20 protein-coding genes are annotated in these 20,159 nt (G+C 69.2%); 11 read left to right on the top strand and 9 right to left on the bottom strand.

Annotation, left to right across the window (positions count from 1 at the left end; genetic code table 11):
* Window positions 1-20: 20 nt before the first annotated feature.
* Genes ACFE7H_RS09305 through ACFE7H_RS09290 form a run of 4 tightly spaced genes read left to right on the top strand, consistent with a single transcriptional unit; the run spans window position 21 to window position 5,039 of the window.
* Complete coding sequence (locus ACFE7H_RS09305; protein WP_375400954.1) at window positions 21-1,205, top strand: glycosyltransferase family 4 protein; 1,185 nt, start codon at window positions 21-23, stop codon at window positions 1,203-1,205.
* Window positions 1,202-1,990, top strand: a complete 789-nt coding sequence (locus ACFE7H_RS09300; RefSeq protein ID WP_375400953.1) for an aldo/keto reductase — start codon at window positions 1,202-1,204, stop codon at window positions 1,988-1,990. The genes ACFE7H_RS09305 and ACFE7H_RS09300 overlap by 4 nt, the downstream gene beginning before the upstream one ends.
* A complete protein-coding gene (locus ACFE7H_RS09295; protein ID WP_375400952.1) occupies window positions 1,987-3,558 on the top strand; it encodes a GMC oxidoreductase in 1,572 nt (523 codons plus the stop codon). The genes ACFE7H_RS09300 and ACFE7H_RS09295 overlap by 4 nt, the downstream gene beginning before the upstream one ends.
* Window positions 3,555-5,039 carry an oligosaccharide flippase family protein gene (locus tag ACFE7H_RS09290; protein ID WP_375400951.1) on the top strand — a complete coding sequence of 495 codons (1,485 nt, stop codon included), beginning with the start codon at window positions 3,555-3,557 and terminating at the stop codon, window positions 5,037-5,039. The genes ACFE7H_RS09295 and ACFE7H_RS09290 overlap by 4 nt, the downstream gene beginning before the upstream one ends.
* Before the next feature lie 84 nt (window positions 5,040-5,123).
* Here ACFE7H_RS09290 and ACFE7H_RS09285 read toward each other — a convergent pair whose 3' ends face one another.
* Entirely contained in the window at window positions 5,124-5,885 is a 762-nt protein-coding gene (locus ACFE7H_RS09285) for a GDSL-type esterase/lipase family protein (protein WP_375400950.1), read from the bottom strand.
* A gap of 170 nt (window positions 5,886-6,055) precedes the next feature.
* On the opposite strand from ACFE7H_RS09285, the gene ACFE7H_RS09280 reads away from it, so the two are divergent.
* Window positions 6,056-7,438, top strand: a complete 1,383-nt coding sequence (locus ACFE7H_RS09280) for a DUF4832 domain-containing protein (protein ID WP_375400949.1) — start codon at window positions 6,056-6,058, stop codon at window positions 7,436-7,438.
* A gap of 38 nt (window positions 7,439-7,476) precedes the next feature.
* Here the strand turns inward: ACFE7H_RS09280 and pelF are convergent, their stop codons facing one another.
* The 3 genes from pelF to ACFE7H_RS09265 are packed head-to-tail and all read right to left on the bottom strand — an operon-like array spanning window position 7,477 to window position 11,281.
* Window positions 7,477-9,267 carry a GT4 family glycosyltransferase PelF gene (gene pelF / locus ACFE7H_RS09275; protein ID WP_375400948.1) on the bottom strand — a complete coding sequence of 597 codons (1,791 nt, stop codon included), beginning with the start codon at window positions 9,265-9,267 and terminating at the stop codon, window positions 7,477-7,479.
* Complete coding sequence (locus ACFE7H_RS09270) at window positions 9,264-10,001, bottom strand: hypothetical protein (protein WP_375400947.1); 738 nt, start codon at window positions 9,999-10,001, stop codon at window positions 9,264-9,266. The genes pelF and ACFE7H_RS09270 overlap by 4 nt, the downstream gene beginning before the upstream one ends.
* A gap of 5 nt (window positions 10,002-10,006) precedes the next feature.
* Complete coding sequence (locus ACFE7H_RS09265; RefSeq protein ID WP_375400946.1) at window positions 10,007-11,281, bottom strand: hypothetical protein; 1,275 nt, start codon at window positions 11,279-11,281, stop codon at window positions 10,007-10,009.
* A 374-nt stretch (window positions 11,282-11,655) separates the two neighbouring features.
* Between ACFE7H_RS09265 and ACFE7H_RS09260 the strand changes: the two genes are divergently transcribed.
* On the top strand, window positions 11,656-11,859 hold the full coding sequence (locus ACFE7H_RS09260; RefSeq protein WP_375400945.1) for a cold-shock protein: 204 nt from the start codon (window positions 11,656-11,658) through the stop codon (window positions 11,857-11,859).
* Window positions 11,860-11,948: 89 nt separating this feature from the next.
* Here ACFE7H_RS09260 and ACFE7H_RS09255 read toward each other — a convergent pair whose 3' ends face one another.
* Window positions 11,949-12,119: a hypothetical protein gene (locus tag ACFE7H_RS09255; RefSeq protein WP_375400944.1), complete on the bottom strand. Its 171-nt coding sequence runs from the start codon at window positions 12,117-12,119 to the stop codon at window positions 11,949-11,951.
* Window positions 12,120-12,385: 266 nt separating this feature from the next.
* On the opposite strand from ACFE7H_RS09255, the gene ACFE7H_RS09250 reads away from it, so the two are divergent.
* Window positions 12,386-13,315, top strand: coding sequence for a methylenetetrahydrofolate reductase (locus ACFE7H_RS09250; protein WP_375400943.1), 930 nt, complete (start codon window positions 12,386-12,388; stop codon window positions 13,313-13,315).
* Window positions 13,312-15,639, top strand: a complete 2,328-nt coding sequence (gene metE, locus ACFE7H_RS09245; protein ID WP_375400942.1) for a 5-methyltetrahydropteroyltriglutamate--homocysteine S-methyltransferase — start codon at window positions 13,312-13,314, stop codon at window positions 15,637-15,639. Before ACFE7H_RS09250 ends, metE begins: the two co-directional genes overlap by 4 nt.
* A gap of 16 nt (window positions 15,640-15,655) precedes the next feature.
* Here metE and ACFE7H_RS09240 read toward each other — a convergent pair whose 3' ends face one another.
* Window positions 15,656-16,138 (bottom strand): Lrp/AsnC family transcriptional regulator, encoded by a 483-nt coding sequence (locus tag ACFE7H_RS09240; RefSeq protein ID WP_375400941.1) that lies wholly within the window; start codon window positions 16,136-16,138, stop codon window positions 15,656-15,658.
* 132 nt (window positions 16,139-16,270) lie between these two features.
* Between ACFE7H_RS09240 and ald the strand changes: the two genes are divergently transcribed.
* Window positions 16,271-17,374, top strand: a complete 1,104-nt coding sequence (gene ald, locus ACFE7H_RS09235) for an alanine dehydrogenase (RefSeq protein ID WP_375400940.1) — start codon at window positions 16,271-16,273, stop codon at window positions 17,372-17,374.
* A 52-nt stretch (window positions 17,375-17,426) separates the two neighbouring features.
* Complete coding sequence (locus ACFE7H_RS09230; RefSeq protein ID WP_375400939.1) at window positions 17,427-17,897, top strand: SprT-like domain-containing protein; 471 nt, start codon at window positions 17,427-17,429, stop codon at window positions 17,895-17,897.
* Window positions 17,898-17,943: 46 nt separating this feature from the next.
* Here the strand turns inward: ACFE7H_RS09230 and ACFE7H_RS09225 are convergent, their stop codons facing one another.
* Window positions 17,944-18,246: a DUF427 domain-containing protein gene (locus tag ACFE7H_RS09225; RefSeq protein WP_375400938.1), complete on the bottom strand. Its 303-nt coding sequence runs from the start codon at window positions 18,244-18,246 to the stop codon at window positions 17,944-17,946.
* Window positions 18,247-18,401: 155 nt separating this feature from the next.
* Here ACFE7H_RS09225 and ACFE7H_RS09220 point away from each other — a divergent pair, with 155 nt between their 5' ends.
* Window positions 18,402-18,914, top strand: a complete 513-nt coding sequence (locus ACFE7H_RS09220) for a hypothetical protein (protein WP_375400937.1) — start codon at window positions 18,402-18,404, stop codon at window positions 18,912-18,914.
* 129 nt (window positions 18,915-19,043) lie between these two features.
* Here ACFE7H_RS09220 and ACFE7H_RS09215 read toward each other — a convergent pair whose 3' ends face one another.
* Window positions 19,044-19,472: a hypothetical protein gene (locus ACFE7H_RS09215; protein ID WP_375400936.1), complete on the bottom strand. Its 429-nt coding sequence runs from the start codon at window positions 19,470-19,472 to the stop codon at window positions 19,044-19,046.
* 42 nt (window positions 19,473-19,514) lie between these two features.
* Entirely contained in the window at window positions 19,515-20,057 is a 543-nt protein-coding gene (locus tag ACFE7H_RS09210; protein ID WP_375400935.1) for an NUDIX hydrolase family protein, read from the bottom strand.
* Window positions 20,058-20,159: the final 102 nt, after the last annotated feature.

Here is a 20,159-nt window from a genome sequence, read left to right as displayed (position 1 = left end):
GTCCGCGTCTCCGTATCGCCGTGGCCGGACCGATGACCGTGCAGTTGTTCGAAGCGGAGCTCGGGGTGACCGTCCCGACAGCGGGGTACCCCTTCCCGGCGACCGCTCAGCTCGCGCTGGAGTACGTCGATCGCGGCCACCACGTGACCGCCGTGACCACTGGAACCGACATCGTCACCCCGATCCGCCTGCGGTCGGACCGGCTCGACCTGGTCGTGCTGCCAGCGCGGGGGCGCGGACGCAGCCGCGCGTTCGACCTGTTCAGCCGGGAGCGGCGGGCGATCCGGGCGGCGCTCGATGCAGCAGCACCGGATGTCGTCCACGCACACTGGACCTACGAGTTCGGGCTCGCAGCGCGGACCGCTCGAGCAACTTCGCTCGTCACCGTCCACGACTGGGCTCCGGTGATCGCGCGGCACAACCGGCACCCGTACTGGTATTTCCGGTGGCTGATGCAGGTCATCTGCCTCTGCAAGCGGGGTCCGCTCAGTGCCCCGTCCGACTATCTGGCTCGGCAGGTGAGGCGCGTGTACCGCCAGAGCTGTGCTGTCATCCCGAACGGGATCGAACTCGCCCCCTTCCTCGATGTCATCACGGAGCCGGACGCCCCACCGATCGTCGGGATGCTGAATGTCGGGTTCACCGATCGCAAGAACGTCGCAACAGCGCTGCGCGCCTGGCCGCTCGTCCGACGAGCGCATCCGGACGCGCTCCTCGCGCTCGCCGGGCCGGACTTCGAAGCGGACGGAGTCGCCGCTTCGTGGGCCGCTCGGCACGGCCTGACCGAAGGCGTCCGCTTCGACGGCCAGTTGCCATCCGGCGTGGTCCCGTCCTGGATGGCCGGAGCCACCCTGTTCCTGCACACGAGCCGCGAGGAGTCGTTCGGCATCGTGCTCGTCGAGGCGATGGCCGCCGGTCGGGCCGTCATCGTCGGAAAGCGGTCCGGCGCCGCTGCGGACGTCGTCGGCCCCGGAGGACTGCCGATCGACGTCGACGACGTCGACCAGGTCGCCACCGCCGTCAGTGGTCTGCTCGCCGATCCACAGCAGCGGGCAGACCTCGGAGCGGCAGGTCGGCGCATCGCGCAGCGCTACTCCCTCGGAACCAGCGCCGACGCCTACCTCGCTCTGCTCCACCAGATCGTCGACGATGCCGCCCGACGGGGCCGCCGGGCGGCATCGGGCATCACACAGGGTCGAGCATGAACGGGAAGGACGGCATCGTGGAGACCGGCATCGGCACCTCGAACTTACGGTCGCTCGGACGACGGGCGACGATCGCAGAGGTCACGACGCTGCTGGACACGGCCCTCGACATCGACGTCCGCTACATCGACACGGCCGACACCTACGGCGCGGGATCGGCAGAACGAGCGCTGGGAACAGCCGTGAAGCGGTCCCCGCGGTTGGCCACGGCCGCTCATCGATTCCGGATCATCACCAAGGGCGGGTACCGATTCCCCGATCTACCGAGGCCGTTCCGTGGGCTCAATCAGCTCACCAAACGCGCCCGGAGCGTCCTCGGGACCCCGATGCGGTTCGACACGGACTACCTGGAGCGGGCCCTTCGGGCATCTCGGAATCGACTCGGCGGCCTCCCCATCTACGCCTATTGCCTGCACAATCCCCCGTCGGCCGTCCTCGAGGACGGCTCCGCCGTGAAGGCACTCGCGCGCCTCAGGGAGTCGCGCGCATTCACCAAGGTCGGCGTCTCCATCGACGAGTTCGACGACGCGGTGACCGTCGCCCGACTGGTCGACGTCGACCTGCTGGAGCTGCCCGCCGCGGCCTACGTCGCTCTGCCGAGGCCCGTGTTGGAGCGCCTTCGTGCGAGCGGAGTCGAGATCGTGGTGAACCGGGTGTCCGCGCTCGACCAGGACCCTGCCGTCGCACTCCGGCGGCTTCGCACGCTCGACCTTGCGCCCCACGTCGCGGTGGTGGGCACGAGAAACCCGGCTCACCTCCGTGCGAATGCGACGATGCTGAAGTGAACGACATCGTGGGTGACGACACGGTCGTCCTCGGATCAGGACCGGCCGGCGTGGCCCTCGCCGACGGTCTGCTGCGTCGAGGTCGTTCCGTGCTGCTCGTCGAGAGTGGTGTCGCGCGCGAACGGGACACCGACCGCGCAACGAGCGAAGGGGGTGATCCACGGGGTGTCTGGGGGCACGAGCCACTCGGTGAGCACCGACGCCGTGTCCTCGGCGGAACGAGCACCGCGTGGGGCGGTCGGTGCATCCCGTTGGATCCGCTCGATTTCGAGGTGCGCTCCTGGGTCCCGGACAGCGGCTGGCCGATCTCGTACGACGAATACCGGCGATGGCTACCGGAGGCGGCCAGGCTGCTGGAGATCCCCGCTGCCGACTTCCAGCGGGAAGAGCAGGACCCGCTGTTCGGCAGGGGCACCGACATCGACGGATCGCCGATCGAGCTCTGGAGCCCACCGACGAATGTTTCGAAGCTGCTGGCCCGACTCCAGCGCGAGCACGACAACCTCACGGTGATCGATGACACGCACGTCACAGGCATCGAGTTCGATCCGGACGGCACCATCCTGTCTCTTCGCGCCGTCCAGGCGGGACAGGCGGTCCGGATCATAGGCCGGCGGTACGTGCTGGCAGCGGGAGCCCTCGAGAATGCGCGGCTGTTGCTCGCCTCCGCTGTCGGGGCTTCTCTGCCCGCGCTCGGCCGCTACTACATGAGTCACGTGTTCGCCACGCACATGACGTACACGGGCCGCTCACTCCCCGCCGCTTCGGGCTTCTTCCGCCTCGGTCGCACATATGCGCGTCACCGGTGGCAACTGACGCCGGAGGCGCAACGAAGGCGTCGTGTCGGGAACGTGATCGGCTTCATCGCCCGGCCACCCGCGCACGCCGTATCGATCCACCTCGACCCGCTCACCGCGCTCGTCGAAGCCGTCAAGCTCGTGCGGCGCCACATCCGCTCGCCGCGATCACTGCTCGGTAGGCGCTCCGATCTCGCCGTCTACGCCCGGGTGATCGCGAGAGCCGATCCCGGGATCTGGCCCCAGGTGCTGCTGCAGTCGGTGCGCCGGGGCGCGCGCAACCGGTTGCCGATGCTGCTGCCTCCGCTGAACGCGGATGTGCACCATCTCTGGGTGCAGGCGGAGCACCTGCCCCATGCCGATAGCCGGGTGGTGCTGTCAGAGCGACGGGACCGGTTCGGAACACCGCTGCTTGAAACCGAGATCGACTTCCATCGCGCAGATTTCGAAACAGTCGAGGCGTTCCACGAGGCGATGGAGGCGTTCCTCGGTCGTCAGGGCTATCGCGCAGGGCGTTCCCCTGCTGCGGCGACCCGGGCAGTCGCCTCGGACATGGTGGGTGGCTTCAACTCCAACGCGCATCACATCGGCACTGCCCGGATGGGAACGGACATCGCCACGAGCGTCGTCGACCCGGACTGCCGTGTGCACGGTAGCGCCAACCTGTTCGTCGCGGGGTCCGCCGTGTTCCCGACGAGCGGCCACGCCAACCCCACTCTTTCGATCGTGGCTCTCTCATACCGCCTCGCCGAGCACCTGGCGGAGGCGTGAGCGCTCCCGGTGTCGGACCGGCGGATGCGCCGATGTCGGCCAGACGGCTCGCGAGTGGTGCCGCCTGGACCTATGGCAGCCAGCTGGTCACGGTTCTCGCCCAATTCGGATATGCCGCCATCACCAGCCGCCTGGTCTCACCGCAGCAGTTCGGCGTCTACGCGATAACGCTCGCGATCACCGCGCTCGTCACGCTCATCGCGACCGGAGGTCTGAGTCAGACGGTCGGCCGACTGCCCGAGGTCTCCATCCCCACCATCCGCGCCCTGTGCTCGTTGGCTCTGCTGCTCGGAGTCGCCTCAGCAGCCGTGCTCGGGCTGCTCGCGCCGCTCTGGGCCGGACTCTGGTCGACGCCGGCGGCGGCGCCGGCAGTGGCGCTCATGTCGATCAGCGCCTTCACCGCTCCGTTGTACGGCCTCGTCACCGGCCTGGTGCGCCGACTCGGCAGGTTCAAGCTGCTCGCGGCACAGCAACTCGTCGGCGCGCTGCTCAGCATGCTCGCCGGCATCGTCGCCGTACTCCTGAGCCGTACCGCGGAGAGCTTGCTGATCTCGCCCATCTTCGCGCAACTGATCACCACCGTGCTCTGCGCGATCACCGCGCGACGATACCTCGGCCTCGGCAGGATGCGCAGCGCGATGAACGAACTCGCGTTCAGCGCCCGACTGACTATCGCGAGCCTGCTCTCCTACGGTGTGGGGAACATCACGCGGATCGCCGCCACGTACGCCCTGGGCGCCGGCGCGATCGGGTATTGGAACCGTGCCGAGGTCGTGTCGCTGATTCCGTTCCAGCAGTTGCAGACCGCGGTGATTCAGACGATCTATCCGGAGTTCCGCCACGACCGCGAGGACAACGCGCGAGCGCGTCGGGTGTGGACGGACCTGCTTGTGATCACCGGCTGGGGCCTGATGATCATCGCGACGCTCGGCGCCCTCGTGGTGCCACCGCTCGTGCTCGTACTTCTCGGACCGCAATGGTCAGCCGCTCGGCTACTCGTCCCCGTGCTCATGTTCACCGGAGCGATCCAGGCGGTCGGCACGATCCTCGCGAGTGCGATCGAGGCGATCGGCCGGTTCCGATGGGTGTGGAGCACTCAGATCGCGCTCCTCGTCCTGCAGGGCCTCCTGGTCGTCGTCATCGTGCTCGCGCACTCGCTCATCGTCGCCGTGCTCGGGCTCCTCGTGACGAGCATCGTGCGTCAGATCTGGCAGGCCGTTCTGTGCAGCCGGGCGGGCTATCTCGACGGTCCACGACTCCTCCGTCACTCGATCGCGACAGTGATCGGCTGTGGCGGGGCGTATCTCCTCCTCACCCTGCTGCTGCAGGCCCTCGGGGGCACGCTGCTGGATATCGCGTTCGTGGTGCTCGGCCTCCTGCTGATCGCCGTCCTGCTGCGCAGAAGCATTGCGCGACTGCCGCTGATGCGACTGGTGGCCCAGTACGGCTTCCTGCCGAGACGCCGGGCCGCTGCGGAATGAAGTCCGATCGATGCGATCCGTGCGATCGGTCCGATCACGACTCCGGACACCGGTCCTGACGCTCAGCCACCTCGAATCACGGCGCTACTGGACCGCCGTGCGCAGGACGACCGTCATGTGCGTCGCGATGGACTCTTGACCCTTCTTCGTCAACGTCGCCCCATTCGGATTCAGCGCGTCGGAGGCGGTGAGCCAACGCCCGGCGATCGGGTCGACGAACCGAACGTGCGCGAGAGCGGCGGCCGCGCGCACCACGTCGCGGATGCGGAGCACCTCGGCAGGAATTTTGGAGACCGGCCACGCCGGTCCGATCATGACCACCGTCGCCTTGGGGGCGGCCAGCTGGACTGCTGCGACAGTGGACGCCGCGGCGCGGTAGACCGACACGGTAGAGGCCGCCGCGTCATTCGCACCGCCGAACAGAATCACTGCTCTCGTCGATTTATCGAGTTGCGCAGCACTTGCCGGGAACGCGCCCTCGCCGTCCTCCGGTTCCGCGAGGTAACCGGCACCCGAGTCGGCGAATATCGTTGCTCGGACCTTCGCCGCTTTCGCCGCGATCTCGGGCCAATACTGCTTCACCCCCGAGCTGTCCTGTACTGAGAAGTCATCTCCGATGATCGTTACCGGCGGGTCACCTCTCGTGCCGACGACCGGCGCCCTGGAGGGCGGGCTCGGAATGGGAGGAGGCGTGTATTCCGCCGAAGCTTCTTTCGCCGCGGCGCCTTCCCGCTGGCTGTCGAACACCGCGACCGCAGTGACGGCGAGCGAAGCGACGACGAGGACGCCGACAACGGCCGCGGTGCCCTCACGACGCCACGAAGCCCGTCGGAGACCGGCGGTCACTCGCGCATCGCCTCGAGCCGGCTCGCGCCGCGTTCGACGTCGGGTTCGCTCATCGCTTGCTCCTTCTGAAGCATGTCTGTCTGTCCAGTATCCCGTCGACGTCCGATCAGAACCGCCGGTGGGCCGCCGCGGCGCGCTGAGTGTCGCCGCGACCGTGCGAGCCTGAGGGCATGCCCTCGACCGAACGCCACAGGCACACGGTTCGCCGGAAGCCGCCTGGACGTCTGCTCGTCCTGGTCGGTGTCGTCATCGGGGTATTGATTCTCTCAGGCACAGGAATCGGTATCGCCGTCGCGCTCGGCAGAGCCACCACCTCGAAGACGGTGCAGTTCACCGGGATTTCGGCGGATATCGCCAACCCGGAGCGCGGCTGGTTCGACCAGGTCGACCTCGTGAACGATCGTGATCTGGCTTCGCAGCGGCACGACCACGTCACGCTGCTGCACAGCTACATCCGGCTCGACGCCTACCGCGACACCGCTATCCCCTCCTCCGTGCTGATGCAGATCGGGCAAGGCTTCGCCGCCGTCCGGTCCGCCGGGATGAAGGTCATCGTCCGGGTCGCCTACAACGTGGGGCCGTACCCCAACTCGCAGCCCGACGCGACCGTGCCGCAGATCGAGCGGCACATCAAGCAGCTCGAACCCGTGTTCAAGGCGAACACGGACGTGATCGAGTCGTTCGAGGCGGGCTATATCGGGGCTTGGGGCGAATGGCACACCTCGACGAACCACCTGGACACGAGCGCGACCGCGAAGGCCACCGTGTTGAAAGCGATTCTCGCCGCCTACCCCGCGAACAGGTCGGTGGCGCTGCGCTATCCGAGCGATATCCGTACGCTCGTCGGCGCGTCGGGGGACGACGGTCGGATCGGGAACCACGAGGACTGCTTTCTCAGCACCGCGCCGGATGACAGCGGGACCTGGGCACGGAACCCGCGCTACTCGATCGGAGCCGATAAGGCACTCATCGCAACGATCGGCCGGCACGGAATCGTGGGCGGTGAAACGTGCGGGGTCTCCCCTCGCACGACCTGCCCGACGGCGACACACGAGCTCGCCGAGTTGCATTTCACCTATCTGAACCGTCAGTTCGACCCGAACGCGCTGGGGAAGCTCCAGCAGCAGGGATGTCTTGGCACGATCGGGACCCACCTCGGGTACCGCTTCACGCTGACCACAGCGACCTTCACCCCGAAGGTGAGTCCCGGAGGCACGATGGGGCTCACGTTCTCGATCCACAACTCCGGCAACGCCCACCTGGTCAACGCACGCCCGGTCTACGCCGTCTTGGCGCACGGAGCCACGGTGATCCCCCTGCGCCTGAACGCCGACCCGCGCACGTGGGCGCCGGGCCGGACGACCACCGTGGCCGCCCAGGTGACGGTACCGTCCGACCTGGCCGCCGGCGGTTATCACCTCTCACTCTGGCTACCGGACGCATCAGAGAGGCTTCAGGACCGATCGGCCTACTCGATTCGCTTCGCCGACGAAGGCACCTGGAGCGCTTCGACCGGACGCAACACCCTGGGAGTCGTCGTCACAGTGAAATGAGCGCCGTGGGAGCGCCCGCGGTCGCCCCGACTGCCGCATTACGCGGCGCGGCGTGCCGCGTGCTCGCTCCGCTCACTCTCGACATCGACCTCGACCCGCTCGACATCGACGGACTCCGTGACCGGCACGGAGCGCCGCGGCATGATCGGCCACTCCTCGAGCAGTTCATCCTCGGGCACAGACCCGAAGCGGCGATACAGGGCGCGGTAGTTGGCCATCGCGGTATCGAGGTGGAAGTAGCGGTCGACGCGGTCCTTCGCGTTGGCGCTGTACGACCGGAACGCCTCCGGATCGGTCATCAGCCGTTCGATCGCCCCGGCCATTCCGATCACGTCGTGGGAGCGCACGAGTGCCCCACAAGCGCCGATCACGTCCGCGCCGTCCGCACTCTGCACCGGAATCGGATCCTCGACCAGCTGCTTCATACCGCCCACGTACGTGCCGATCGTCGGCAGACCCACCGTCATCGCCTCGAGCACGACGATCGGCTGACCCTCGTTGTGACTCGGCAGGATCAGCGCGTCGTAGAGGCCCATCCGCTGGCGCAGGTTCACGCTGCCCAGAAACTTCACGTGGCCGTCGAGACCGAGCTCGGTCGTGCGCATGCGGCAGGCCGCTGCGTAATCGGGCATCTCGCCGTCGGGCCCCATCACGTCGAGCTCCCAGTCGCTCACACCGCGGCGCACGAGCAGCGCCAGCGCCTCGAGCAGGTCGAGCAGACCCTTGATCGGCACGACTCGGGCTGCATAGGCGAGCCGCCAGATTCGCGCTTCGTCGCTCCGTTCGCGCGCTTGGCGAGCGTCGAACTCGGCGCGGGCCTCGTCGAACATCGAGGGCTGCACGCCGTTGGCCACGACGACGGACTTATGGGACGCACCGCCCAGCCCGCGGGCCTCCTCGATCGCGTCCGGATACAGATAGGTGATGAGCGACGCGGCACGGTAGGCGACGAGCCCGGTGTGAATCCACCACGCCATCCAGGCCCGCTGGCGTGGCGTGACCTGCACTCGCTCCGGCACGAACGCCGACGTGTCGTACTCGGTCAGCGTGCGCCACTCGCCCTGGGTCACCACCGTGTCCATGCTGCGCTCGAGGAGGTGGTTGATCGTGTCGCGGGCATAGAGGTTGTGCTCGGTCAGCAGGAACGTCGTGTCGTTCTGCCGGGCGGCCGCGGCGGCGAGCAGGCCGGCGGCCCCGGTCGTGTGCGCGTGATAGACGGCAGCCTTCGGGAAGTTCACGTCGACCACCGCGAACGCGAGCGAGAAGAACTCCCGCAGTTCCCAGAACAGGCTCGTGAATGAGAGACCCGAGGCAGCGAAATACTCGCGGGCTCGGATCATGAACATCGGCGAGCTGATGACCGGCCACAGCCGGTAGACGCGCGTCCGCGGGTTGATCCCCTCGTCGTACAAAGCCCAGAGGTGGCGGTCGTCGCCGCGAACATGCGCTTCCAGGGCCTCGAACAACCGCTCGACCACGCGTGCGCGAGCTCGGCGGCCGAGCCGGTCGTGGCGGGGCTGCAGAGACAGGAAGGTACTGCGGTGCTCGCTCATGCTCTGGTAGAGGGGCATCACCCATTTGACCTGCGGGGGCACGTCGTACAGCGGCTCCATCGGGGTCGACCGGTCCCAGGCGATGTGGATGATCCCGATCCGACGGTTCGGGTTCGCCTCGCAGATCTGATGCACGACTGCTGAGAGGCCGCCGGTGAGATACGGGTAGGTCGACTCGCACACGATCGCGAGGTCGACCTGCGGATAGGCGGCGGGAGGTCGCTGCCGACGTGGGATGCGGGGCGCGCGGTGCTTACCCCGGAGGCCGTAGCTCATCGACTCAGCCTCCATTCGTCGAGGGATCGCTTGGCGCCGGTCGTCGTCGTATCGATCAGAGCCGCCAGATCATCGGCCAGTCCGGGGTCGGGGTGCATCTCGCCAGCCTCCTGGTCGTCATACGAAAGCGCGTGCACACGAACGCCGCGGGTGCGCACCTGCTCGACTGCGGGCAGCACCTCGTCCGCGAGCCAGCGCTGCTCGTGCGCACTCATGCTCGGAACGATCTGCGGCGCCACGTCCTCCAATAACACAGCGGCCAAGCCATCGATGTCGTGCCATATCCCGATACCGCGGTTGACGAACCAGGCCGGTCCCGTCGGCGCGGTCGCATCGGCAACACGGTCGAGGAAGGCGCGCGCCGTCTCGGCACGATCGGGCAGAAGCCGGTCGAAGTCGTCGACGAAGAGACCGGTGCTGCGACCGTCGTCCAGATGCCAGGCCTCGATCGCTCGCGCCACCGCCCAGTCCAGCGCAGCGGGGTGGTCGTGGTCCAGGCGCGGCAGGCGCCAGCGCTCGTCCACGCCGCTGAGCGGCGGTCGATCCACGGAGTGCTCGAGCTGCCATGGGTCGACCGAGGTGGGGTTGACGTAGACCCAGCGGTTCGCCGACGGGAAGAGGTCGGCGAATCCTCCGTATTTGACCGACGGGTGGTACGGCTCCAACACCACGTCCGCCGCGGCGGGTGGAGCGAAGCCCGCGGGTGGATCGGCCATCCCGAAGTAGATGCTCATGGCCGTCACTGCGCGAGCGCCGTCTTCCAGAAGAGTGCGTGCTCCGGCAACTGCCACACGCGTCCGCTCAGCAATCCGATTGCGGCCGTCATGACCACGAACGTGACGGCGAGCATCAGAAGCATCTGATCCACCCCGAGACCGTTGACGATCGCCGTCACGATCAGTGCGACGATCACCGCGGCCGTGAGCAGGACGGGCGGGGAGTTGCGCAGCATCGACAGGGTGTACACCTCCGCGAGCAGCACGACCGCGAGATCGGACGTGCCGAGGACGGCGAGGAACAGCGGGAACCGATCCCACTGCAGGGCACCCATCAGCATCACCGTCAGCATGCCGAGCAGGGCCTCGACCGAGAGCACGCGGAAGACACCGAGGCGAGCCCGGTACTTCAGGTCGCCGACCTCCCGCTCGATCACCGAGAAGGGATGAAGGCCCATATCACGGCGAAGCCGTCCGATGCGGCGCCACATGGGCTCTGCAGCGGTCTGGAAGAACACGTGGTAGGCGATGATCGCGGGCAGCATGCCGGCGAACACCGGTCCGGCAGCGAACGATGAGGGAGCGGCGGCGAATACGGCCAAGGGCACGCACCACAGCGGGGTCGCGTCAGCGAAACCGCGCACTGTGGCAGCGAGAACAGCGAGTGCGGACGGGGCTGCGACACGCTGTATCGGGGACGCGCGACCGGCACGCCAAAGGAGTAGGGGGACTTGGGTGCAGATGGCGGCCAACGGGGCAGCCCAGAGCGTGGTCGGGATCGCGTGGAGCACCGTCGCGTATGCGCCCCATGCGATCACAAGGGAAAGGTGCGAGCCCGCGGCGTAGGCGGGAACCAGCAGTGATGCGAGCACGAGGTGCAGTTCGACGACAAGCATGAACGCGGCGGTCGCGGCGCCACCCCATCGCATCAGGTCCGCAAGGAGCCAAGCGGCTGCTCCCGCCAGAGGAAGACCGATCGTGAGGGCGACAGGGAGCGCCCGCAGCGTCGCGCGGCTCACTCCTCGGCTGTCATGTCGGTCCACACCGTCGATCAGACGGTAGATCGGAGCTGACACGGTCTGCGCGAGCAATGGGCCGACCACCGCCGCGGAGGCCATGAGCTTCGCCAGCGGTACCCCTCCAATGCTCTTCGTGTGAATGGTGACCGCGATCGAGGGGTAGACGAGCGCAAGCACCACCAGCGGGAAGAGCTGAACCGCGATCAGAGAGACGAGGCGGAATGCCTCTCGGCGAAAAGTCGGAGCAGCACGAGCGGGAACGGCCGTTTGCAGGCTCACGAGTGGGCTCCTCGGAATTCGTCGACATGGTGCGTGACACGTCTTCGAGTGCGCACTGCAGGAAGTGGGCATGCTACATGGCACCCGAACGAGGGGACGACGACCCACGATGCGTGTCACTCCTTCGGGGAGGACGACGACCGATGGGTTCCACGCCCACACACCCGGCGGGTCCCCATCACGTGTGGTCGGGATCGGCGCACCACAGGATCAGGACCCGCGTAAGCTGACTCGTGCAGTTGTGTTGAGCGTTTGCGACAGTGAGCAGCCCCCTGAAGGGTGCGGCTCGTTTCTTGGAACGCGGAAGTCAGCGTGACGTGCCCACGGCGGCAGTCGCCGCGGGTCCAATCAAGAAATGAAAGCAGAACAAGCACATGGCAACTGGAACCGTCAAGTGGTTCAACGGCGAAAAGGGCTTCGGCTTCATCGCTCCCGACGACCAGGGTCCCGACCTGTTCGCGCACTACTCCGCCATCGACGGCCGCGGCTTCCGCAGCCTGGAGGAGAACCAGCGCGTCGAGTTCGAGGTCACCCCGGGCACGAAGGGCCCCCAGGCAGCGAACATCCGCGCGCTCTGAGCGCTCGGAACTGAAGAACGGCGAGGCCGGCGGGATTCCGCCGGCCTCGCCGTCATGTGACGCTCACGCAGTGGTAAGCAGCACCCGTCTCAGACGACGAACTCGGCCGTTCGCCTCACGGATTCGAGCACGGGGCGAGTCGACACCATGCGGCGGTGGTGGCGCTCGCCGAGCGCGGCCGCACGGCCGATCAGCATGGCGAGCGCAAGCGCGACGACGAACCATGCGACGACGACGCCGATGACGACGGTGAGCACCATCTCGTTCCCCCGAACCAGGCAGCCCCCGCTACCGAACTTCGAGCATCCCGCAGCGGGACCCTCGGGGGCAGCCCACGATCGGGGGTCAGCGGCACCTGGAGCCCGTCACCCGGCGTCACAGTGCGCGGCATGCGACGGGGATGTTTTACCATTTCCCGCGCGTCCGGTCGCTGCCCGGGCGATCAGCGACAGCCGAGCCCGGCACCCGCTTTCGTACACCAGCGCCCCTGGCGGTTCTGGTCCGCGTGCGCGTGAGGAGGACGCCGATGGTCGCAGCCCGCGTCCCCCACTCCTTCGAGCTCTACCCGCCCCGCTCGGCGGCGACGGCGGCCGCGCTGCCGTCGGTCGTCGACGCCCTGGCCGCGACCGAGCCTGCCTGGTTCTCGGTCACCTACGGCGCCGCCGGATCGACGACCGAGGCGTCGTACGACGTCGCCCGGCTCGTGCTCGACCGTACCGACGTCGATGTGATGGCGCACCTGACCTGTGTGGGGTCGTCCCACGCCGAGGCCGCCGCGCTCGTGCAACGCTTCCTCGCCGCTGGCGTGCGCCGGTTCCTGGCCATCCGCGGCGACCTGGTCGAGGGGCGGCCGCTCGGGGACATCCACTCCGCCGCCGAACTCGTGCAGCTGGTGCACCGGGTGCTGGCGGACCGCGAGCAGTGGGCCGAACGCGCGGTACCGGAGGCACGGGGCGTGCGGACCCTCCACGTGCAGCCGCCGCGCGCGGACGTCACCGTGGCGGCGTTCGTGAACGGCCATCCCGATTCCCGCACGCCGACGGACCACCTGGATGCCCTGCTCGCCAAGCAGGTCGCCGGCGCCGAGATGGCCATCACGCAGCTGTTCTTCCACACCGAGGACTACGTGACCTTCGTCGAGCAGGCCCGCCGGTGGGGCATCACCATCCCGATCGTCCCCGGTATCCTGCCCATCACGAGCCCCGCCCGGCTGCGCCGCATGCTCGAACTGTCCGGCGAGGACGAACCTCGTGAGCTCGCGGTCGCCCTCGACACCGAACCGACTGTCGAGGGCCGCCGCGAAGTCGGGATCGCCCACGCGGCCCGATTCGCGAATGACCTGATCGCCGCAGGAGCGCCCGTCCTGCACCTCTACACCTTCAACCAGGCCGGCGCCGTGCTCGACGTGCTGCACCGCATCGGCTTCACGCCCGCTCCGACGAAAGAGACGACATGACCGCCTTCCCCACTGCCACGATCCTCGGCTACCCCCGCATCGGCCCGCACCGCGAGTTGAAACGCGCCGTCGAGGCGTATTGGGCTGGCCGTGCCGACCGGGACGAGCTGGAGGCGACCGCCGCCGACCTGCGCCGAACCACCCGCGCCCGGCTCGCCGACCTCGGCCTGGACCGAGACGTGTCGGCGATCCCTGAGTCGTTCAGCTTCTACGACCACGTGCTCGACGCCGCCCTCGCCGTCGGGGCCGTGCCCGGCCGGTTCGGCGAGCTCGAACCGGCGGACATCGACACGCTCTTCACCCTCGCTCGCGGCTCCGAGGCGCAGCCGCCGCTGGAGATGACCAAGTGGTTCGACTCCAACTACCACTACCTGGTCCCCGAGATCGACGAGCAGACCGCCTTCCGCGCGGTTCCCGAGCGGCTCGCCGCACTGGTGGCCGAGGCCGGCGCCGACGGATACCGCACCCGGCCGGTGCTCGTGGGGCCGGTGACCCTGCTCGCGCTCAGCAAGCCGACCGAAGACGCCGGGACGGACTTCCGGCCGCTCGACCGGCTGGAGCACCTGCTGCCGGTCTACGCCCAGCTGCTGCAGGCGCTCGCCGCCGCGGGAGCGGAATGGCTGCAACTGGACGAGCCCGCGCTCGTGTCGGAGAGCACGGGGATCCCGGCGGAGGAGCTCGCCGCTGCCGCCGAGCGCGCCTATGCCGTGCTGGGCGCTGTCGAAAATCGACCGTCGCTGTTCATCGCCGCGACCTGGGGAACGCTCGACACCGCGCTTCCGGCGCTCGCCGGCGCTCCGATCGAGGCGCTCGCGATCGACCTGATCCGCGGGTCTGCCCCGGTGGACCTTCCGGACGATGTTCGGACGGCCCTCGCCGGCAAGACGCTCGTCGCCGGCGTCGTCGACGGCCGCAACATCTGGCGGAGCGACCTCGCTGCCGCCGTCGACGCCATCGAGGGTGTCGCACCGCTCGCGGGCGCGCTCGCGGTCAGCACCGCCACCTCCCTGCTGCACGTCCCGCACGACCTCGACGACGAGCCCGACCTGCCCGACGCGCTGCGCGAGCGGCTGGCGTTCGCCGACCAGAAGGTGCGCGAGGTCGTCGTGCTCGCCCGCGCCGCGACCGAGGGTCGGCAGGCGGTCGCCGGCGAGATCGCCGACTCCGATCGGGCGCGCGCGCAGTGGGCCGAGGCACCCGGCGTGCGCGTGGCGGCCGTGCGCGAGCGGATCGCCGCCGTCGGCGATGCGGAGCGCTCCCGGGCGCCCTACCCCGAGCGCATCGCCGAGCAGCGGACGCTGGGGCTGCCGCTGCTGCCGACCACCACGATCGGCTCGTTCCCGCAGACCGGCGACATCCGCAAGGCCCGCGCCGGCCTGGGGCGCGGATCCATCACCGTTCAGGAATATGAGACCGCGATGCGCGACGAGATCGCCCGCGTGATCGAGCTGCAGGAGGAACTCGGCCTGGACGTGCTCGTGCACGGCGAGCCGGAGCGCAACGACATGGTCCAGTACTTCGCGGAGGCGCTGGACGGCTTCACAGCGACCACGAACGGCTGGGTGCAGTCGTACGGCTCCCGCTGTACGCGCCCCGCGATCCTGTGGGGCGACGTCTCGCGGCCCGCGCCGATCACGGTTCGCTGGTCGTCGTTCGCCCAGAGCCGCACCGATCGGCCGGTGAAGGGGATGCTGACCGGACCGGTGACGATCCTGGCGTGGTCGTTCGTGCGCGACGACCAGCCGCTCGGCGCGACCGCCGACCAGGTGGCCCTCGCCCTGCGCGACGAGATCGCCGACCTGGAGCAGGCCGGCCTTCGCGTCGTGCAGGTCGATGAGCCCGCCCTGCGCGAGCTGCTGCCGCTGAAGCGGGCCGACCAGGCCGCGTACCTGGAGTGGGCCGTCGGCGCGTTCCGCCTCGCGACCTCCGGCGCCGCCTCCGCCACCCAGGTGCACACCCACCTCTGCTACTCCGAGTTCGGCCAGGTCATCGGCGCGATCGACGCCCTGGATGCCGACGTCACCAGCATTGAGGCGGCACGCAGCCGCATGCAGGTGGTCGACGACATCGCCGCGGCTCACTTCGCCCGCGGGATCGGGCCGGGCGCCTGGGACATCCACTCCCCCCGCGTGCCCGGCGTCGAGGAGTTGTCGGGCCTGCTCGACACGGCACTCGCCGCCATCCCGGCCGAACGGCTGTGGGTCAATCCGGACTGCGGCCTGAAGACGCGTGGCTACGACGAGACGGTCGCCTCGCTGCGCAACCTGGTGGCCGCGACCCGCGAGGCGCGGACCCGCATACCCGTGGACGCGACGGTCGGCTGACCCGCGTCTCCGCCGCTCAGAGCGGGTTCGAGCCGGCTCGGTGGTCGAAGATCAGGCTCGTGTTGGTGGAGGCGACGATCGGGTTCGTCGACAGGTGCTCGGTCACGAAGTCGCTGAGATCCTGGGTGCTGCCCGCTCGCACATGCACGATGAAGTCCGCCGCTCCCGCCAGGTAGAAGACCTGGGACACCTGCGGGTCGGACGCCAACTGGTCGGCGAACGCGGTGAGCCGGGCGCGAGCGTTCGGGGTGATCCGGATGGAGACCAGCGCCTGCAGCTGGTAGCCGAGCGCTGCCTGCTCCAGCTCGACGGTGAACCGTCGGATGACTCCGCGCGTCTGCAGGGTGCGAAGGCGTTGAAGGCAGGTCGATGCCGCAACGCCTGCACGCTCCGCGAGCAGCTGGTTGGACATTCGGCCGTCCTGCTGCAGGGCAGCCAGGATGCTGCGATCGACGTCGTCGAGTTCCACGGCGCTCCTGGCGGTTGTCGGAGTTCTCATCTGAGCAACTTAGCCGTCGCATCTTTCTTTATCACCACCTACAGCCGTCTTATCTTCGGCTGGACCGGTACTCAGCCGAATCAACGTGTACAACTGACGGGTACCCGGCAATACCGACGAGAGAGGGTCAGCGTGCTGATCGGCGTTCCCACCGAGATCAAGAGCAACGAGTCGCGCGTCGCCATCACACCCGCGGGAGTGCACGAGGTCGTCGGCCGCGGGCATCAGGTGCTGATCCAGCGCGGCGCCGGGCTCGCCTCCTCGTTCACCGACGAGGCCTTTCAGGCGGCCGGAGCGCAGTTGGCGGATGACGCAGCAGCGGTCTGGGACGACGCCGAGCTGCTGATGAAGGTGAAGGAGCCGATCGCCGCCGAGTACGCCCACCTGCACGCGGGCCAGGTGCTGTTCACCTACCTGCACCTGGCCGCCGACCGGCCGCTGACCGACGCCCTGCTCGCCTCCGGGACCACCGCCGTCGCCTACGAGACCGTGCAGCCCGCGGACCGCTCGCTGCCCCTGCTCGCGCCGATGAGCGAGATCGCCGGTCGCCTCTCGGTACAGGCCGGCGCCGAGCAGCTGCTTCGCGCGAACGGCGGCCGAGGGGTGCTGCTGGGCGGAGTGACCGGCACGCCGCGCGCGAAGGTGGTGATCCTGGGGGGCGGCGTGGCCGGCGAGAACGCGGCGACGATCGCGGTCGGCATGCAGGCCGACGTCACCATCTTCGACATCGCGCTGCCCCGGCTGAGGGCGCTCGACGCCCGGTTCGAAGGGCGAGTGCAGACGCTGCGCTCGAACCCGTACGAGATCGCGTCGCGCCTCCGTGACGCGGACCTGGTGATCGGCAGCGTGCTCATCCCGGGCGCCGCGGCCCCGAAGCTCGTGACCGACCGGATGGTCGCCGACATGCAGCCGGGATCGGTGCTCGTCGACATCGCGATCGACCAGGGCGGCTGCTTCGAGGGCTCACGGCCGACGACCTATGACGACCCGACCTTCGCCGTGCACGGGAGCCGCTTCTACTGCGTCGCCAACATGCCCGGCGCGGTCCCGCGGACCTCGACCGTGGCACTGACGAACGCGACCCTCCCCTACGCCGTCGCACTGGCGGACGGCGGATGGCAGTCGGCGACGGCGACGGACCCGGCGCTGCGGGCGGGCGTCAATGTCGCGCAGGGACGGCTCGTGAACGCGGCGGTCGCGAGGGCGCACGGCCTCGTTCACGACGAGCTCGCCTGACGGTCCGCGTGGAGTGCGGGCGGTGTCGGAGGCGCCTTCTACGGTCGACGCCGTGGCCGAGTTGCATGAGGTGTCCGACATCGCGCAGGAATTGCTGGCAGCGCACCTGAGTCCGGGCGGGTGGACCTTCGGCTTCGACCAGGCGAGGCGCCGCGCCGGGGCGTGCGACTACGCGAAACGGCGGATCACCGTCTCCAGGCATCTGGCGGCCGGCTTCTCGGCCGATGACGCGCGGCAGGTGCTGCTGCATGAGATCGCCCACGCCATCGCCGGGCACACAGCCGCGCACGGCCCGCGCTGGAAGGCGGTCGCAGCCCGGCTCGGCTACACCGGCGACCGCGTCTGGCGTGGCGAGGTGCAGACGGATGCCGCGCCATGGATCGGAAGCTGCCCGGCCGGACACGAGCACCATCGCTTCCGGCGTCCCTCCGGCACGCACTCGTGCGGGCGATGCAGCAAGCGGTTCTCGTCGGCGGCGCTGATCATCTGGCGTCACCGCTCGGCCGTGCACGCAAGCGGCTGAGCCAGTCGGACGTGTCTTGCTGAGCCCGGCCGGCGTCCCCGCAGGACTACTCGGTGACGCTGACCTCTTTCCAGAACGCCACGTAGTCGGTGAAGTCACGGCCCACCCGGTCGAACGCCGTCGGGTAGGGGTGCGGGTAGCTCCACGCACGGTCGGGCAGGCGCTGGCCGTCCACATCGACGGTGAAGTACTGGCACTCGCCCTTCCACGGGCAGGTGTAGGGCGTCGGGCTCTTCTGCAGAGCGTCGGCCTTGACGCTCGACGGTGGGAAGTACCAGTTGCCCTCGATCGAGATCAACTCGTCCTTCGGCGCCTCGGCCAGCACGGTGGTTCCCAGAACGGCTTTCATGTGCACTCCTTCGAGTCGGTTCGCGGGCGCACCGTTCCTGGCGCGCCCTTGGAGGTCAAGTCGGCCGCCCGGGCAGGCATTCCGGGCGGGTAGTCCGGTGCGGCGATCAGCTGCTCCGCGCCTCCCCACCCAGCGCGGTCTGCGACACTGCGCGGATGCGGATCCAGCTGAAGCTGCGGCTCGAGTGCCGGCCCGAGGCCACCTGGCGGGCGCTGCAGTCGCCCACGGTGATGCGTGAGGTCGCCGGGCCGTGGCTGGACTACACGTCCCTGGAGCGCGACGGCTTTCCCGCGACCTGGGGGCCGGGCGCGCACCCCGTGCGGCTGCTCGCGATGGGCGCGGTCCCCATGGGCACACAGCAGATCGGCATCGACCTGGACACCACCACGCACTCGGGTGTGCGGATCGTGCGCGACCACGGCTCCGGGCTGGGCGGCGTGCCCTCGATCATCACCCGCTGGTACCACCGGATGGCCGTCGCTCCGCATCCCGACGATCCGTCGGCAACCCTGTACCGCGACCGGCTCGAGTTCGACGCCGGAGTCGCCACGCCGGCGATGTGGGCAGGCCTCTGGGCGCTGTGGCAGTGGCGCGGCATCCGCCTGCAGCAGCTCGCCCCCTCGTTCGACGAGGCGCCGCAGCCGGGAGTGCTCGCCGACGCAGCGTGAGCGGTGCGGCTGGCGATGCCGACCACGCCGAGGAATTCAGGCGATTGCGACAGTTGCAGGCGGTCGGGGTGGGTGTGCTCCTGCGTTCCTCGAAATCGCCTGAAGTCCTCGGAACACAGGCGACGGTGGCTATCCGAGGTGCAGCACCGCCAGCACCACCGCGGCCCCGTTGATCACGACTGCGCCGACCGTCAGCCAGATCCACGCCCCCTTGCGCGAGCCCTTCAGGAACAACAGCAGGATCAGCAGCACCTCGAGCGGGATCGCGAGGTAGGCGGTCGCGATGGTCGTCGAGACGTAGGGCTGCACCGGTGGGAACGACCGCACGAACAGCAGCAGGGCGAGGGGCAGTTCCACGATGGTGAAGATCGAGCCGGTGCCGTGCCGACGGATGCGGGAGACCGCGTCGATGACCGCGATGACCGCGCCGAGGATCGTGACCGCGGGCAGCAGTGACAGCGAAACGGTCGGCGAGGCGGCGGCGAGCAGCACGGTGGCCGAACCTAGGGGCGGGATCGCGACGACCTCGGTTGCCCCGCCGAGAACCGGCCCGGTCACGGACGACCACTCAGAGGGGGCCGGCCAGACAGGGCCGGCCGATCAGATCAGGCGACCCACCGAGGCGAGCGCACCGCGGACCAGCGCACCCCGACCGCCCTCCATCTCGGCCGCCACTTCGTCGCTGGCAGCCGCCTCCGGGGACAGCCAGGTCAACTCCAGCGCGTCCTGCCGCGGGTCGCAGGTGCCGGTGACGGGAATGACGTAGACGAGCGCGACGGCATGCTGCCGTTCGTCGCTGTACTGCGTGGGGCTGGGATCGGGAAAGTACTCCGCCACCTGGAACGGCACGGGACTGGGCGGCAGCTGCGGGAACGCCATCGGGCCCAGGTCCTTCTCCAGGTGCCGGAACAGGGCGTCGCGCAGCGTCTCGCCGTGCATCACGCGCCCGGAGACGATGGTGCGGGCGATCGCTCCGGTGCTGCCGACGCGCAGCAGCAGCCCCACCTCGGTCACCTGCCCCAGGCCGTCGACCCGGACCGGGACCGCCTCCACGTAGAGCAGCGGCAGGCGGCGGCGGATGGCGGTGAGCTCGTCGTCACCGAGCCAGCCCGGCTCTGGATCGGGGGTGCGCACCGAGGTCATCCCCCCATTCTGGCCCTCGGGGACGCTCCGGCCCTCCGGGCGATACCCCGGCGGGCTCTGGCCCTCCGTCCGCTCCCCGCCCGTGCCGGTCACCCCGCGCCG

The sequence above is a fragment of the uncultured Amnibacterium sp. genome (genome assembly GCF_964250715.1).
Taxonomy (GTDB): Bacteria; Actinomycetota; Actinomycetes; order Actinomycetales; family Microbacteriaceae; genus Amnibacterium.
The sequence above is the reverse complement of the archived record's forward strand: the minus strand, read 5'-3'. Positions and strand labels throughout refer to the sequence as shown.